At 64.6% G+C, this 15,106-nt stretch carries 13 protein-coding genes and 1 tRNA gene; 4 read left to right on the top strand and 10 right to left on the bottom strand.

The window, feature by feature from the left end; translation table 11 throughout:
- Positions 1 to 450, top strand: a 450-nt coding sequence (locus A2J02_RS28375; RefSeq protein WP_197478070.1) for a hypothetical protein, incomplete at its 5' end; no start/stop codon positions are given.
- A gap of 109 nt (positions 451 to 559) precedes the next feature.
- Here the strand turns inward: A2J02_RS28375 and A2J02_RS28370 are convergent.
- The 4 genes from A2J02_RS28370 to A2J02_RS19155 all read right to left on the bottom strand — a co-directional run bounded on the left by A2J02_RS28370 (position 560) and on the right by A2J02_RS19155 (position 4,887).
- Positions 560 to 1,138: a GGDEF domain-containing protein gene (locus A2J02_RS28370; protein ID WP_197478069.1), complete on the bottom strand. Its 579-nt coding sequence runs from the start codon at positions 1,136 to 1,138 to the stop codon at positions 560 to 562.
- 476 nt (positions 1,139 to 1,614) lie between these two features.
- On the bottom strand, positions 1,615 to 2,178 hold the full coding sequence (locus A2J02_RS19165; RefSeq protein ID WP_231893915.1) for a gamma carbonic anhydrase family protein: 564 nt from the start codon (positions 2,176 to 2,178) through the stop codon (positions 1,615 to 1,617).
- 430 nt (positions 2,179 to 2,608) lie between these two features.
- Positions 2,609 to 2,682, bottom strand: a tRNA-Ile gene (locus A2J02_RS19160).
- A gap of 69 nt (positions 2,683 to 2,751) precedes the next feature.
- Complete coding sequence (locus tag A2J02_RS19155; protein WP_068052265.1) at positions 2,752 to 4,887, bottom strand: molybdopterin-dependent oxidoreductase; 2,136 nt, start codon at positions 4,885 to 4,887, stop codon at positions 2,752 to 2,754.
- 85 nt (positions 4,888 to 4,972) lie between these two features.
- On the opposite strand from A2J02_RS19155, the gene A2J02_RS19150 reads away from it, so the two are divergent.
- From A2J02_RS19150 to A2J02_RS19140, 3 genes are all read left to right on the top strand, one after another.
- Complete coding sequence (locus tag A2J02_RS19150; protein ID WP_068052261.1) at positions 4,973 to 5,776, top strand: serine hydrolase domain-containing protein; 804 nt, start codon at positions 4,973 to 4,975, stop codon at positions 5,774 to 5,776.
- 144 nt (positions 5,777 to 5,920) lie between these two features.
- Entirely contained in the window at positions 5,921 to 6,433 is a 513-nt protein-coding gene (locus A2J02_RS19145; protein ID WP_068052258.1) for a DUF3145 domain-containing protein, read from the top strand.
- An 84-nt stretch (positions 6,434 to 6,517) separates the two neighbouring features.
- Entirely contained in the window at positions 6,518 to 6,964 is a 447-nt protein-coding gene (locus A2J02_RS19140; protein WP_068052255.1) for a cold-shock protein, read from the top strand.
- Positions 6,965 to 7,108: 144 nt separating this feature from the next.
- Here A2J02_RS19140 and A2J02_RS19135 read toward each other — a convergent pair whose 3' ends face one another.
- From A2J02_RS19135 to aceE, 6 genes are all read right to left on the bottom strand, one after another.
- Positions 7,109 to 8,542, bottom strand: coding sequence for an acyl-CoA carboxylase subunit beta (locus tag A2J02_RS19135; protein ID WP_068052252.1), 1,434 nt, complete (start codon positions 8,540 to 8,542; stop codon positions 7,109 to 7,111).
- A gap of 127 nt (positions 8,543 to 8,669) precedes the next feature.
- A complete protein-coding gene (locus A2J02_RS19130) occupies positions 8,670 to 9,920 on the bottom strand; it encodes a KasA/KasB family beta-ketoacyl-ACP synthase (protein WP_068052249.1) in 1,251 nt (416 codons plus the stop codon).
- Positions 9,921 to 9,928: 8 nt separating this feature from the next.
- A complete protein-coding gene (gene acpM, locus A2J02_RS19125) occupies positions 9,929 to 10,273 on the bottom strand; it encodes a meromycolate extension acyl carrier protein AcpM (RefSeq protein WP_045199610.1) in 345 nt (114 codons plus the stop codon).
- Between the two features lie 88 nt (positions 10,274 to 10,361).
- Complete coding sequence (locus tag A2J02_RS19120) at positions 10,362 to 11,270, bottom strand: ACP S-malonyltransferase (protein WP_068052247.1); 909 nt, start codon at positions 11,268 to 11,270, stop codon at positions 10,362 to 10,364.
- 128 nt (positions 11,271 to 11,398) lie between these two features.
- Entirely contained in the window at positions 11,399 to 12,778 is a 1,380-nt protein-coding gene (locus A2J02_RS19115; RefSeq protein WP_231893914.1) for a PucR family transcriptional regulator, read from the bottom strand.
- Between the two features lie 87 nt (positions 12,779 to 12,865).
- The coding region (gene aceE / locus A2J02_RS19110; protein ID WP_068052244.1) for a pyruvate dehydrogenase (acetyl-transferring), homodimeric type at positions 12,866 to 15,106 on the bottom strand (2,241 nt) is incomplete at its 5' end.

The following is a 15,106-nucleotide window of genomic DNA, read 5'->3' as shown; positions in this document are numbered from 1 at the left end:
GTGGTCGCCCTGTGGATCACCGCATCGACGGCACTCGATGTGGTGGACGGCAACGTCCACGGTGCGCTGGGTCGGGCATGGCGGCGGCCGCGAGTCCTGGTGTGGTGTGTGGTCTCGACTCTGGTGGCCGTTGCGCTGGCAATTCTGTTCCCGCTACTTCCGGTCGTCGTGATTCTGGTTGTGCTGCTGGTACTTCCGGCCGTGGCCGACGGGCAACGACATACGTTCCGCGCAGCGTCGGCTACGGTCCGGCAGTCCCCGGGGCGGTACGCAGTCGCGGCAGTCGTCACGATTGTTGCCTTCGTCCTCGCCTGGGTCGTGGCACTGGTACTGGGCTTCTTCGTCACCGGCGTGGTGGCGGCGTTTCTCACGTGGGTGTGGTTCGGGGCGAATGCTGCTGTGCTGCTGGTGTATTCGTCACGGTTGTACCGTCGGGTGGGAAGCCGATGACTCGTGCGACCGGACACTCGAAGGCGGCGTGTCGGTAGCCGCAACGTTGCGCCACTGCGTCGGCACCCACTTCGGTTCGCGCATAATCTGAGCTGCCCGACCGCCGAACTCATCGCTCCCGCACGCGATGTGCCTTGTTCCGATACATCGCGGTATCGGCCCGATTAATCAGCGTCGCGGCCGAATCGGCGGGTCGTCGCCTTGCTGCACCTGTGCTGATCGATACACGCTCATGCCCATCGATTCCAAGGAGGTGCGTTGCTGCCCCCGCCGCCGCGGCGATGTAGTCGGCTAGATAACGCTGTTCGTCGAACTGCCAGACGAAGCCTCCGTGAGCCCACACGGATGGGCGGGACGCGATCAGGAACTCATCACCCGCATACCGGCAGACGATTCTGTCGTCATGCGACAGGGCGTGAAGTCGGTCTGCGATCGCGGACAGGACTGCGTCTCCGGCCGCATGGCCGTAGCCGTCGTTGACCTGCTTGAAGTGATCGACATCGGCGAACATCACCATTACTTCGTCGCCGGCTGCAAGCCAATCGTCGATGACCGAGACCGCAACGTTGCGACGGTACAGCCCGGTCAGGTCGTCGCGTTCTGCGCGCTCACGCCACGTTCGTGCCTCACTGACAATAGGATTCGCAAGATCCAGGGCAACGACGATGAGAGGCACGCCGTCGAACACCGCGAGTCCGGTGTGCGTCCAGCACGACACCGACACGTCGTCGTCTTGGTGGAGCCGTCGCATCGCGGCGACCGGTGTCTGCGACGATTCCCCTGTTCGGGCGAAGTCGGTCAGTAGATTCTCTGATACGGCCCGGATCTCCGCATGCTCCGTTGGGTGCACGAAGGCGAAGACATCACGGGTGTCGCTGTACGTGCGGGATAGGTTCGCCGACTTTCGGCACGCGGTATTGACGGCCAGGATGTGAAAACTGGTGTCATGAACGAGCGCAGGAAGTGGGATAGCGGCGACGATCTGCTGCGCAGTAACGATCCGTGGCACACCCTCGCTTCCACGTGCGTCCACCTGGCCAAGGGTAAACCGACGGGAATTGCCGAGAGCAAAAAATTACTGGTCAGTAAGCAACGCCACACACGACAAGAACACGACTCGCGGGACGCGGGCGCGTCGGGTACACCGAAGTCAGGTCTACAACGTCACTCCGGAACAACGGAGTCCGAGGCGTGCTCGCCGTAGAAGGACGACTGCGACTGCATGATGTCCTGCATACCGTCGCCGTGCGACGCGTCGTACACCGTTCCCGGAAAGTCCAGAGTTTGCTGGATGGCCCAGATTTCGTCGTGGCTGTTTGCCGGAAACATGCTGGCCGGATTTCCCACGGCAACCCACCCGATGGGGAGGACCGACCCGGCGGCAAGCCTCGAATCGACCTGGAGCACTGCGTTGATTCGGACCTCCGACCCTGCCTCGACGATCGACCCGGGAAACGTCGACGCACCGGTGGCGATGAACGACTCCCGACCGATGACGGTGCCATTGACGTGCGCGTGCGGGCCGATCAACACACTGTCACCGACGATCGTGGGGTACTTCGCGCGTCCCTTGACGACGGCGTTCTCCATCACGACCACATTCTCACCGATAGTTTCCTGACCATCCTCGGCCGTCAGGATCGCACCGTGCAGAATCCGCGACCCCGCGCCGACGACAACGTTGCCCACCAACACTGCCGTCGGCGCAACCCACGCATGCTCGGACACGGACGGGGACGAACCTCGGTGTTGGTACCGCATGGTGTCTTCTCCTCGGTAGTTGCTCGGCGAACTGGTCTGGTCGAGCGAAATTTTGAATTCGAAGGATGTTGGGAACGGGTGTCGATGGTCATCGAGGCGTATCGGCCGTCGAAAGTCTGCACCTTCGAGCCTTCATCGGTCGCATCGTCAGCAGAGATCAGCACCGAAATCGCTGGCCACGGAACCGACGCAGCTGTGATTCGCATGGCGTCATCGATTCAGTGATCCGAACCACTGGGAATGGCAATGCAGTGCAACAGCCTCGATCCGCGGCGTGCACGCCAGAATTGCTGATGGGTCCGAGTCGCCCTGTGTCGCTGTATCTTCGGGCAGGGTCAGGCTGGGTATGTACGCAATCGCCAGGGCTCACCGACCTGACAGGGAGGCCGATCGGGTGTGGGGCGGGCGGGGCTCGAACCCGCGACCAATGGATTATGAGTCCACGGCTCTAACCGACTGAGCTACCGCCCCATGCCCGTACCAGGTACGAGCCTGCAGAATCGTACAGAATCGCGTCGCCTCGACGGTGCATCGGGGCAGCTATTTCGCTCGGACCTGCACCGGGACACCGTTGAGGATCGCATTGGCCGAGACGGCGTCGACGCGATTGGGGTCGGTGATGTCGTTGACGCTCGGCCCCTGCACCGTCGTGGCAACGGACAACTGCACGCCGGGGCGCTGATGTCCGAATCCGTGCGGCATGCTCACCACGCCCGGCATCATCTTCTCCGACGCCGCTACCTCGATGTCGACGGTTCCGGCGGCGGAGGTGACCGACACCATCGAACCGTCCTCGATACCGCGATTCGCGAGATCCTCAGGATGCGCCAGAAGCTGATGTCGCGCTTTGCCTTTGGTGAGCCGGGCGGTGTTGTGCATCCACGAGTTGTTGCTGCGCAGGTGTCGCCGACCGATCATCAGCAGTTCATCGCCGGATGGAACTGCGCTGGAATGCATCAGATCCACCAACGCGGGGAGCTCGGCAACAACGGTGTCCTGAATCAGTTGTACCCGCTTGTCCCGCGTCTTCAACTTCTGTGGGAAGCCGGGACGCAATGGTCCGAGATCGACACCGTGTGGGTTGGCTCGAAGTTTCTTCAGCGACAGTCCTTTTCGTTGACTCCGGAGCAGGATGTCCAGTGTGCGGGCGGGGGACAGGCGCAGCCGGGCTTCGCCGATGATGTTCTTCGGAGTCACTCGTGACTTCAACCGACCGACCGTCGAACCGGCCATACGGGTCTTGTAGCGCAGCGACAGATCACGGAAGATCTCCCAATCGTGCTTGGCGTCGGCTTGCTTGGGCAGCACTGCAGGCATGTACTTCGCCGTGTTGTGAACGGCGAAGGAGTTGAAGATCAGGTCGTAGTGGTCGCGTTCGAGCGACATCGTCGGCGGCAGAATCACGTGTGCGTGACGCGATGTCTCGTTGATGTAGAAGTCGAACGACACCATGAAATCGAGACCCGCGAACGCGTCGTTCAGGGTGGTGCCGCCGGGCATCGACAACACCGGATTGCCGGACAGGACCGCCATCGCACGGATCTGGTCCTTGCCCTCGGTGGTGATCTCGTCGACGAGCGTCGAACAGGGGTATTCGCCTGCGAACTCGGGCAGGTCGCGAACGCGACTGCGCCACTTGTCGAAATGGCCGCGGCCGACGATGCCCTGCTTGATCAGATCGATCGCGGGATCGGTCACCATGGCACCGCCGGGGCGGTCGAGATTGCCCGTGATGATGTTCAGTACCTGAATCGCCCACTGGCACACGGTGCCGAACTGCTGAGTCGAGACCCCCATTCGGCCGTATGCCACCGCGGACTTCGCCGAGGCGAAATCACGTGCCAGGGCCGAGATCTCTTCCGCAGCAATCCCGACGACCGGAGCGACGGATTCCGGTGCGAACTCGGCGACGAGATCCGCGAGTCGATCGGCACCGTCGACGTAGTCGGCCACGGTCACCGTGCCGTCGGCCACGATCGTGTGAATCATCGCGAGCAGCAGCAGTGCGTCGCTGCCGGGCCGAACGAAGAAGTGGGTGTCTGCGATATCAGCGGTCTCGGTCTTGCGCGGATCGATCACGACCATGCGGCCGCCCCGTTTGCGCAGTGCCCGCGCCCTCTTGGCGAAATCGGGCACGGTCATCATGCTGCCGTTCGAGGCCATCGGATTACCGCCGAGTACGAGGAAGAAGTCGGTTCGATCGATGTCCGGGATCGGCAGTAGCAACTGATGCCCGTAGAGAAGATGGTCGACGAGTTGGTGCGGCAACTGATCCAGGGAGGTGGCGGAGTATCGGTTGCGCGTACGCAGCAGCGAGGTGAACGGAATGCCGTGGGTCATCGCGCCCATCGAGTGGACGTTGGGATTTCCCTGATAGATCCCGACCGCGTTGCGGCCGTACTTCTCACGCGTCGAGACCAAACCGTCGATCACGAGGTCGTATGCCTCGTCCCAGCCGATCTTCTCCCATTTCTCGCCCACACGTTTGACCGGTGTGGTGAGTCGATCGGTATCGGCGTGCAGATCGATCAGCGACAGCGCCTTGGGGCAGATGTGGCCGCGTGAGAGCGGATCCTTCTCGTCACCGCGGATAGCCGTCACCGCATCGTTCTCCACCGTGAACTCGAGCCCACAGATCGCTTCGCACAGATTGCACGATCCATACACAACCGACATCGCATTCCTCCCACTCATGTGCTGCGAGCGTAGCCCGGCGGGGGACCGGGGCACCGTCGTCGACCGACAATTAGGCTCGTGAGTCGTGACCACCCTCGATCTCACGGCCTCCTGGCCCGTCGACCATGTCAGTGCAGCAGTCGTCACCGACTCCGGAGTTCGTGAGGAGGTCGGGGACACCGATCGCGTCTACGAGCTGGCCTCGGTCACCAAGCTGCTCAGTGCGTACGCCGTTCTCGTCGCCGTCGAGGAAGGTGCGGTGGAGCTCGATCAGCCCGCAGGACCGGAAGGGTCGACAGTTCGACACCTCCTCGCACACGCGTCGGGACTGGCGTTCGGCGACCGCACAGTCCAGGCACCGGCCGGTACCAAGCGGATCTACTCGAGCGCCGGGTTCGAGGTGCTGGCCGAGCTGATCGAAACCGAGGCAGGCATTGACTTCCCCGACTACTTGGACGAGGCCGTGTGTCGGCCGCTGCAGATGACGAACACGTCGTTGCCGGGATCGGCGGGCCACGGGGCCAGCTCGACCCTCGCCGATCTGACGAGGTTCGCGGCGGAGCTGTTGGCACCGACGCTGCTGGCGTCGCAGACACTCGCGTCGGCGACCGAAGTACAGTTTCCCGGCCTGAACGGGATCGTGCCCGGATACGGATCGCACAAGCCCTGCGACTGGGGACTCGGGTTCGAGCTGCGCGACGGCAAGAGCCCGCACTGGACCGGGAGCGCCAACTCGTCGGCCACGTTCGGCCACTTCGGGCAGGCCGGAACGTTCCTGTGGGTCGATCCGGCCGTACGGACCGCGTGTGTGGTGTTGACCGATCGAGCCTTCGGAGACTGGGCGAAACCGCTGTGGCCGGAGCTCTCCGACGCAGTGCTGGCCGGGTGAAACTCCATCGTTCACAGATTGCACTGGCGCAACAGGGGCAACTCGGGGCACACTAGTACACAGACGCATTGATTCACTGCAGCCAGCCGAAGCATGTCGAGGTCGTTGGGGAAGACGTCCCTCGTCGAAGCTGGAGGTAGTGCAATGCGTGGATCGAATCAATTCGCAGAAGCGACGTCGGGTGTTGTGTACATCCACTCGTCGCCCGCTGCGTTGTGCCCGCATGTCGAATGGGCGTTGACCGACGCCCTCGATTGCCGTGCGAACTTGAAGTGGTCTGCGCAGCCCGCCTCCGATGGGCAGCTGCGCGCCACCACCGACTGGGTCGGCCCCGTCGGCACCGGAGCAAAGCTGGCCGGCATCCTGCGCTCGTGGCAGATGCTGCGGTTCGAGGTGACCGAGGACGCCAGCGAAGGCGTGGACGGCGAACGGTTCTCCCACGTGCCCGGTTTGGGGCTGTGGCGCGGAACGACGAGCGCGAACGGGGACGTGATGCTCGGCGAGATGCGGCTGCGCGCCCTGATGGAGAACAACCAGGGCAACTTCACCGCGGCCGTCGAGCAGGCTCTCGGATCGGACTGGGACGCAGCCCTCGAGCCGTACCGAACCGGCGGGGCCGGAGCCGAAGTGACGTGGCTGAGTCGCAACGTCGGCTAGGGGTTGCTGGGGGTTCTGGCTCGCGGTAGTTTGCGTCCGTGCCTGGGGTAGGCATGTGGGAACGACCGTGGAGTGGTGAGTTCGATGTTGTCGACCGGAAAAGTGATTCGATTCGACGAGTTCAAGGGGTACGGATTCGTAGCGCCGGACGAGGGCGGCGAGGACGTGTTCATTCACGTCAACGATCTGGACTTCGACAAACGACTGTTGGCACCGGGGGTTCGCGTCGAATACGTTGCCGTCGAAGGCGATCGAGGCCTCAAGGCCACCCAGGTGCAGATCATCGACACTCCCGCGTCGACCGCGCTGGTCACCCGGCGCAAGCCCGACGTGCCGTTCCACGACGTTCCGATCAGCGAACGCGAGCAACTCGAGGACGTCATCTGCGACGTGCTCTCCGAGGCGGACTTCACCGCCGAAGTGACCGAGGCACTGCTGACAGCCAACGGAACTGTCACCGCAGCGCAGATCCTCGACATCCGATCGGCAATGCTGCGACTGGCTCACGACCACAAGTGGATCGAGAGCTGACGCCGGAGTTCGCCCGTCCGTTGTGCGGCCCGTTCGGTTCCGGATGAATGTGGCTTTGTTGCACACGGAGCGCCTCGGAGTCGCATTGATCCCAACCGGGGCCGGGGGTGACACCACACGAGGCGGCGGGGCACCCCGTGACGATCAGAGCGGAATGTTCTTGTGGTTGCCGCGTGCCGCAGGGGCGGCCGCGAGAGCCTTGGCGACCGTGCTGCGGGTCTTGCTCGGTTCGATAACCTCGTCGACGACTCCGATGGCGACGGCACGCTCGACGCCACCGGCGATGCTTTCGTGCTCGACGGTGAGGCGATCGTGCAATGCCTCACGCTCCTCCTCGGGAGCGGCTGCGAGTGCCTTCTTGTGCAGGATGCCGACGGCGGCCTTCGCGCCCATCACGGCGACCTCGGAGCCGGGCCAGGCGTAGACCGCGGTAGCACCGAGTGCACGGGCGTTCATCGCGATGTACGCGCCGCCGTAGATCTTGCGGGTCACCAGGGTGACGCGGGGGACCGTGGCTTCGGCGAAGGCGTGCAACAGCTTTGCTCCGCGACGGACGACGCCCTCCCATTCCATGCTGACGCCGGGGAGGTACCCGGGAACGTCGACGACCACGATCAGTGGGATGCCGAATGCGTCGCACAGTCGCACGAAACGGGCTGCCTTCTCGGCACTTTCGGAGTTGAGGCAACCGCCGAGACGAATGGGGTTGTTGGCGATGACGCCGACGGTGCGGCCGCTGATGCGTCCGAGGCCGATGACAATGCTGCGGGCCCAGCCGCCCTGGAACTCCTCGAAGGTCGATTCCCCTTCGACGTTGTCCAGCAGCTCGTGCACGATCGGGTGCACATCGTATGCGCGACGGTTGGATTCGGGCATCAGCGCTCGGAGGTCGGTGTCGCCGTGCTCGGCGGCGGCGATGTCGAATTCGCCCTGCTCGCAGAACATGGACACCAGACGGCGGGCGCGGGTGAACGCGTCCATCTCGCTGTCGGCGACGATGTGGCACACGCCGGACTTCTTGTGGTGGGTGTCGGGGCCGCCGAGCGAGGCCATGTCGACCTGCTCACCGGTGACGCTGCGGACGACGTCGGGACCGGTGACGAACACGCGTCCCTCGGGAGCCATGATGACGACGTCGGTCAGCGCAGGACCGTAGGCGGCGCCGCCGGCTGCGAAGCCGAGGACGACGGAAACTTGGGGGACGAGGCCGGATGCGCGAACCATGGCCTCGAAGACGAGCCCGACGGCATGGAGGGCTTCGACGCCCTCGGCGAGGCGCGCGCCGCCGGAATGCCAGACGCCGACGATCGGAGCGCGCTGCTCGATGGCCGTGTCGATGGCGGCGACGATGTGCTTGCAGCCGTCGACGCCCATGGCACCGCCCATGACGGTGGCGTCGGAGCAATACGCGATGGTGTGGACGCCGTCGATCTCGCCGGACGCTGCGAGGATGCCGGACTTGTCCCGATCGTGCAGGGGCACAGTGGTTCCGGCGTCGAACAGATTCTCGAGGCGGGCGAGTGGATCGCGGGGATCGGTGGAGGTACCGGATCGTGTGACGGGGGCCAGAATGGTCATCGCTTGTCCTTCTTCAGGGCCCCTGGGGGGCGAGGCCCGAACCGGGGCCGTTCACTGGGAACGGCCCCAGCCCGGATCATGCACTGCGAGAGCGGGATTCGCTGAGTCGAAAGAAAGACTCAGTGCATCACGCCTTTCCGAAGGCGAGCGCTACGTTGTGCCCACCGAATCCGAACGAGTTGTTGATCGCGTAATCGATCTGTCCGACGCGGGGCTCGCCCTTGACGACGTCGAGATCGATCTGGGGATCTTGATTCTCCAAATTCAGTGTGGGAGGGATGATTCCCTCACGCACTGCCAGCACCGTCAGAACCGATTCGAGAGCGCCGACGGCACCGATCGAGTGGCCGAGAGCGGATTTCGGTGCGTACACGGCTGCGTGATTTCCGACGGCCTTGTTGATCGCGAGCGCTTCGGCGGTGTCTCCGATGGGAGTTGCCGTTGCGTGGGCGTTCACGTGGGTGATGTCGGACTTCTGCAGTCCTGCGGTCTCGATTGCACGCTTCATGGCGCGCGCGGCACCCGTGCCCTCCGGGTCGGGAGCCACGAGGTGGAACCCGTCGGAGGTGATTCCGGCACCGAGCAGGCGGGCGTGGATCGTTGCGCCGCGTGCCTTGGCGTGCTCCTCGGTCTCGATGACCATGAGCGCACCCGCTTCACCGAAGACGAAGCCGTCACGATCCTTGTCGAACGGACGTGACGCACCCTTCGGGTTGTCGTTGTTGGTGCTCATCGCCCGCATCATGGAGAAGCTGGCGATCGGAACCGCGTCGATGTAACCCTCGACGCCGCCGGTGACGACCATGTCCGCGTCGCCCATCACGATCATCCGCCACGCGTGTGCGATGGCTTCCGATCCCGAGGAGCAGGCGGAGACGGGAGTGATGACACCGGCCTGTGCTTTGAGCTCGAGTCCGACGACCGCTGCAGGGCCGTTCGGCATGACCATCTGAACGGCGAGCGGAGACACCTTGCGGTAACCACCGGCCTTCATCTTGTCGTTGGCGTCGATCAGAGAATCGCCGCCACCGAGGCCGGTACCGATAGACACGCCGAGGCGGAGGGGATCGACGTCGGGAGTCCCGGCGTTCTTCCAGACCTCACGACCGAGAACGGTGGCCAGCTGCTCCACATAGCTCAGGCGACGAATCTCGACCCGCGAGAGCAGGCTCTGCGGGTTCACCGCGAGGTGGCCGCCGATCCGCACGGGCAGATCGTACTCGGCGACGAAATCGTCTTCCAGCGTTGCGATTCCGCTGTCGCCGTTCAGCAGACCCTTCCACGTGGCATCGACGTCACCCGCGAGTGACGTGGTCGCAGCGAGGCTGGTGACGACGACACTGGGGAAGCGTCCGTTGGCGGTGGATGGGTTGGTCATGGGCCGTGTCACTCGCTCGCGGAGTCGTCGAGCTTGGCCTTGATAGCTTCTGCGGCTTCGGGGTTCTCCGCTTCGAGCTTCTGGATGTAGTTCACGGCGTCGCCGACGGTGCGCAGACCTGCGAGGTCCTCGTCGGGGATCTTCACGCCGTACTTGTCCTCGGTCTGCACTGCGATCTCGACCATGGAGAGTGAGTCGATGTCGAGGTCGTCCACGAAGGACTTCTCGATGGTCACCTCGGACGGTTCGATGCCCGTGACCTCCTCGATGATCTCTGCAAGTCCGGCGATGAGGTCTTCCTGGCTGGCCACTGTTGTGGCTCCCTTCTCTTCTGTGTAGAACGCCGAAGTCATGTGCTTCGAGACGCGATTGTGCATTTCTGCCACTCGGGGAGTGGAAGTGCGAGCCGCAGTGCTGTGACTGCGAAGTGTGTGGGACGAGCTAACCGAGCTCGGCCATTGCGGAAATGTCCGCCGGTGTCTTCAGGCCGAGGTTGGCGACGCCGCGCAGTTCGCGTTTGGCGATACCGACAAGTGCGCCTGCCGGGGGCAGTTCGACGAGTCCGGTCACCTGCGCGGTCCGCAGGTAGGCGTTGCACAGATCCCATCGCACGGGGCGAGTGACCTGGGCAGCGAGCTTGTTCAGGGCGTCGGCACCAGAGGAGACCGGCTGACCGTCCGAGTTGGACAGCAACGTCCGCGTCGGCTCCGACGGGCTGATGGCGGCAGCGGCTGCGGCAACGGTGTCGCCCGCGGACGCCATGTACTTGGTGTGGAACGCGCCCGCGACCGGTAGTGCGCGAACCCGAGCCTTCTCGGGCGCGCTCTCGGCCAACTCGGCAAGCTTGGTGAGCAGCCCGGCTGCGACGATCTGACCTGCAGCGTTGACGTTGGCCGGAGCGAGGTCCAGCTCTTCGAGGCGGGCCAGAACAGCAGCTTCGTCGCCCCCGAGCACGGCGGACATGCCGGTCGGCTCGAGCGCGCAGGCCTTGGCCATTGCTGCGCCACGGACGGCAGCGAGCGATACGGCGTCGTCGGAGGAGATGACGCCGGCGATCGCAGCGGCGGCGAGTTCGCCCACCGAGTGTCCGGCGATGACGGCGTCCTCGGGGAACAGGCCACGCGATGCGATCTCCTCGAACGCGAGCAATGCCGACGCGACGACCAGAGGCTGGGTCACTGCGGTGTCGGTGATCTCCTCGGCGGTGGCTGTGGTGCCGAGGCGGACGAGGTCGAGACCGGAGGCCTTCGACCACAACGCGAGTCGGTCTGCCGCACCCGGCAATTCGAGCCAAGGCAGCAGCATGCCGGGAGTCTGGGAGCCCTGACCGGGCGCAAGCAACGCAATCACAGGGTTAAGAGAACACCGTCGGGTGCCGAATGAGTGATGTCGCGCTCGATGAACTCTCGACAAGCAATTTGTGGGAACCCTACAAATTGCCTCGTGGGGATCCGCTATCGCCGAAGGGTGGTCCGGCGTTACGTGACTACTTCTCCGAATGTGACCTGTGTGACATATGGGGCAGGATGGGGCGGTTCGTGATGCGTTCGAGCCAACCTACCTACCGTTGCCGCAACCCTGAGTACGTATGCGTCGCGCGGATGCGTGGGGTCTCGACCGGTGACCTCGGCGATGCGCTTGAGCCGATACCGGACGGTATTTGGATGAACAAACAGCTGCCGTGCGCAGGTTTCCACCGCTCCGCCACAGTCCAGATACGCATCGAGGGTGTCGGCCAGTCCCGAACCTGCCGCGGCCAACGGAACGACCACGTGATCGTTCAACGCCGATATCGCCGCACCGTCGTTGAGCAGTGCGCGTTCGGGCAGTAGCTCGCCCGCATGCACCGGACGCGGCGCACCCCGCCACCCCGCCACGGCCTGCATCCCCGCGAATGCCTCCACCGCGCTCGAGTGCGCCGCACCGAGGGTGCGGGTGGTCGGGCCGATGACGACGGGTCCGTCCGAGAAGTTCTGCAGCATGTCGTCGATGAAGGCGCGATGGGTGGCAGTGTCGTCGAGCTGACCGCTGACCACCATCACCAGCCGCGTTCCCTGCACCACTGCCAGTGCGGCGCGACCGTGCTTCTGCGCCACGGCGTGCACGGTTCCGACGACCGAGACGCCTCGATCGTCGGGAGGAGTGCCCACCAGCACCGTTGCGGGCGCGGTGGCGTCCCAGTTCAACGTGGCGGCACGCGAGAGCATGTCCGAGCCGGTATCTCCGCGTACGACGGCGTCGACCACGAGGGCTTCGAGGCGGGTGTCCCAGGCTCCGCGTGATTCGGCTGCGCTGGCGTAGACCGACGCGGCCGCGAAACCCAGCTCGCGCCCGTAGCGCAACACGGCCTCGGTCAGGGCCACCAGCTGCTGATCGTTGCGTGCCAGCGCCGGGAGCCACTGCTCGAAGAACTCCATCGCCACCCGCACCATGTCCACTGTCTGGCGCAGAGTGAGGCGTCGGGCAAGGTCCTGGGGAATGACCTGGAAGGCATCGAGGCTGAAGCGAATATCGCTGTTGGGGTTCTTCAGCCATTCGAGGAAGTTGTCGACGGCTGTCTGAATCAACAGCTGGACGCTGGCACGTTGGGCGGCGTCGAGATCACCGAAGAACGGCAGTTGGCCCTGCATCGTGGTGACGGCCTCGGTCGAGAGTCGGCCGGAGAACTGTTTGACGCGACGCAGCAGGGCATCGGGCAGGGGATCGCGTTTCTGGCGGGAGGGTGCCAGTGAGGCGACCGGAAGGTGCACTTCGTTGTCCGAGGTCAACGATTCGCGCAACGCCTCACGGTAGGCGTCGCGTCGGGACACGTCGCGTGATGACGCGCTGCCCGGTGAGTCGGGTTTCGCATCGGACATAAGGAGAACCTACGCCCGACCCCCGCCCCTATCGCGACGGACATGCTTCGCGACATGGGACGGGGGTCGGCCGAACAGGCGTGGAACCTACGCCGAACCGGTGTCGGCGTACGACGTCGGTGCTGCGGTGACGTCGTCGATCTTGTACTTCTCCGCGGCCTCGACGGCCTTGGACTTGTCGATCTCACCGGACGCCGCCAGAGCGGACAACGTGGCGACGACGATCGACTCGGCATCGACGTTGAACACCCGTCGGGCGGCCGGACGGGTATCGGAGAATCCGAAGCCGTCGGTGCCGAGGGTGACGTAATCGCCCGGAACCCACTGGCGAATCTGGTCCGGAACAGCGCGCATCCAATCCGAGGATGCGATGACCGGGCCGTTGGCGTCGGCCAGCGCCGAGGTGACGAACGGAACCCGCTTGTCGGCACCGGGGTTGCGCAGCGACTCCTTCTCGGCGTCGACGCCGTCGCGGCGCAGCTCGCCCCAGGACGTCACCGACCACACGGCCGAGCGCACGCCCCACTCCTCGAACAGCAGCTCACGGGCCTTGCGGGCCGACACCATGCCGACACCCGACGCCAACAGCTGCGCCTCGGGTCCGTCGCCCTCCTGCGGAGCTGCGAACCGGTAGATGCCCTTGAGCAGACCCTCGACGTCGAGGTTCTCCGGCTCGGCCGGCTGTACGTACGGCTCGTTGTACAGGGTGATGTAGTAGAAGATGTTCTCGCCGCCGAAGCCTTCCACGCCCTCGGTGCCGCCGTACATCCGTCGCAGACCGTCCTTGACGATGTGTGCGATTTCGTATGAGAACGCCGGGTCGTAGGCCACGGCCGCCGGGTTGGTCGACGCCAGGAGTAGCGAGTGACCGTCGGCGTGCTGCAGACCCTCACCGGTGAGCGTGGTGCGACCCGCTGTGGCACCGAGGACGAATCCGCGAGCCATCTGGTCTGCCGCTGCCCAGAGACCGTCGCCGGTGCGCTGGAATCCGAACATCGAGTAGAAGATGTACAGCGGGATCATGACCTCGCCGTGCGTGGCGTACGAGGTGCCGACCGCGGTGAACGAGGACGTGGAACCGGCCTCGTTGATGCCCTCGTGCAGGATCTGGCCGACCGAGCTCTCCTTGTAGGCGAGCATCAGCTCCGAGTCCACCGAGGTGTACAGCTGGCCGTTTCGGTTGTAGATCTTCAGCGACGGGAACCACGAGTCCATACCGAACGTGCGGGCCTCGTCGGGGATGATCGGCACGATTCGGTGGCCGATCTCCTTGTCTCGCAACAACTCTTTCATGACGCGCACGAGCGCCATGGTGGTGGCGACTTCCTGCTTGCCCGAGCCCTTGCGCAGCGTCTTGTACGTGTCGTCGCCCGGCTGCGGCAGCGGCTTGACGTCCACTCGCCGCTCGGGGACGAATCCACCGAGCTTGTTGCGACGATCGAGCATGTACTGGATCTCGGGAGCGTCCGCACCGGGGTGGTAGTACGGCGGCATGTACGGATCCTTCTCGAGCTCCTCGTCGGAGATCGGGATGTGCTGGAGATCGCGGAACGTCTTGAGATCGTCGAGCGTCAGCTTCTTCATCTGGTGCGTGGCATTACGGCCCTCGAAGTGCTTGCCGAGGGTGTAGCCCTTGATGGTGTGCGCCAGGATGACCGTCGGCTGGCCCTTGTGCGACATCGCGGCCGCGTAGGCAGCGTGCACCTTGCGGTAGTCGTGGCCGCCGCGCTTGAGGTTCCAGATCTCGTCGTCCGACAGATCCTTGACGAGCTCCTTGGTGCGCGGATCGCGGCCGAAGAAGTGATCGCGGACGTAGCCGCCGTCGTTGGCCTTGTAGGTCTGGAAGTCGCCGTCGGGCGTGGTGTTCATGAGGTTCACCAGTGCGCCGTCGCGGTCCTTGTGCAGCAGCGAGTCCCACTCGCGGCCCCACACGACCTTGATGACGTTCCAGCCGGCACCGCGGAAGAACGACTCCAGTTCCTGGATGATCTTGCCGTTGCCGCGGACCGGGCCGTCGAGGCGCTGCAGGTTGCAGTTGACGACGAACGTGAGGTTGTCGAGGCCCTCGGTAGCGGCCACGTGCGCGAGTCCACGCGATTCCGGCTCGTCCATCTCGCCGTCGCCGAGGTACGCCCACACGTGCTGATCGGTGGTGTCCTTGATGCCGCGGTCGTTGAGATAGTGGTTGAAGCGGGCCTGGTAGATGGCGTTCATCGGGCCGAGACCCATCGATACCGTCGGGAACTCCCAGAAGTCCTGCATCAGGCGCGGGTGGGGGTAGGACGGCAGTCCGCCGCCCTCCTGCTCGTGGCTCGCTTCCTGGCGGAA

Origin of the sequence: Rhodococcus sp. EPR-147 (assembly GCF_001647185.1) — a bacterium.
Lineage (GTDB): Bacteria > Actinomycetota > Actinomycetes > Mycobacteriales > Mycobacteriaceae > Rhodococcoides.
The sequence above is the reverse complement of the archived record's forward strand: the minus strand, read 5'-3'. Positions and strand labels throughout refer to the sequence as shown.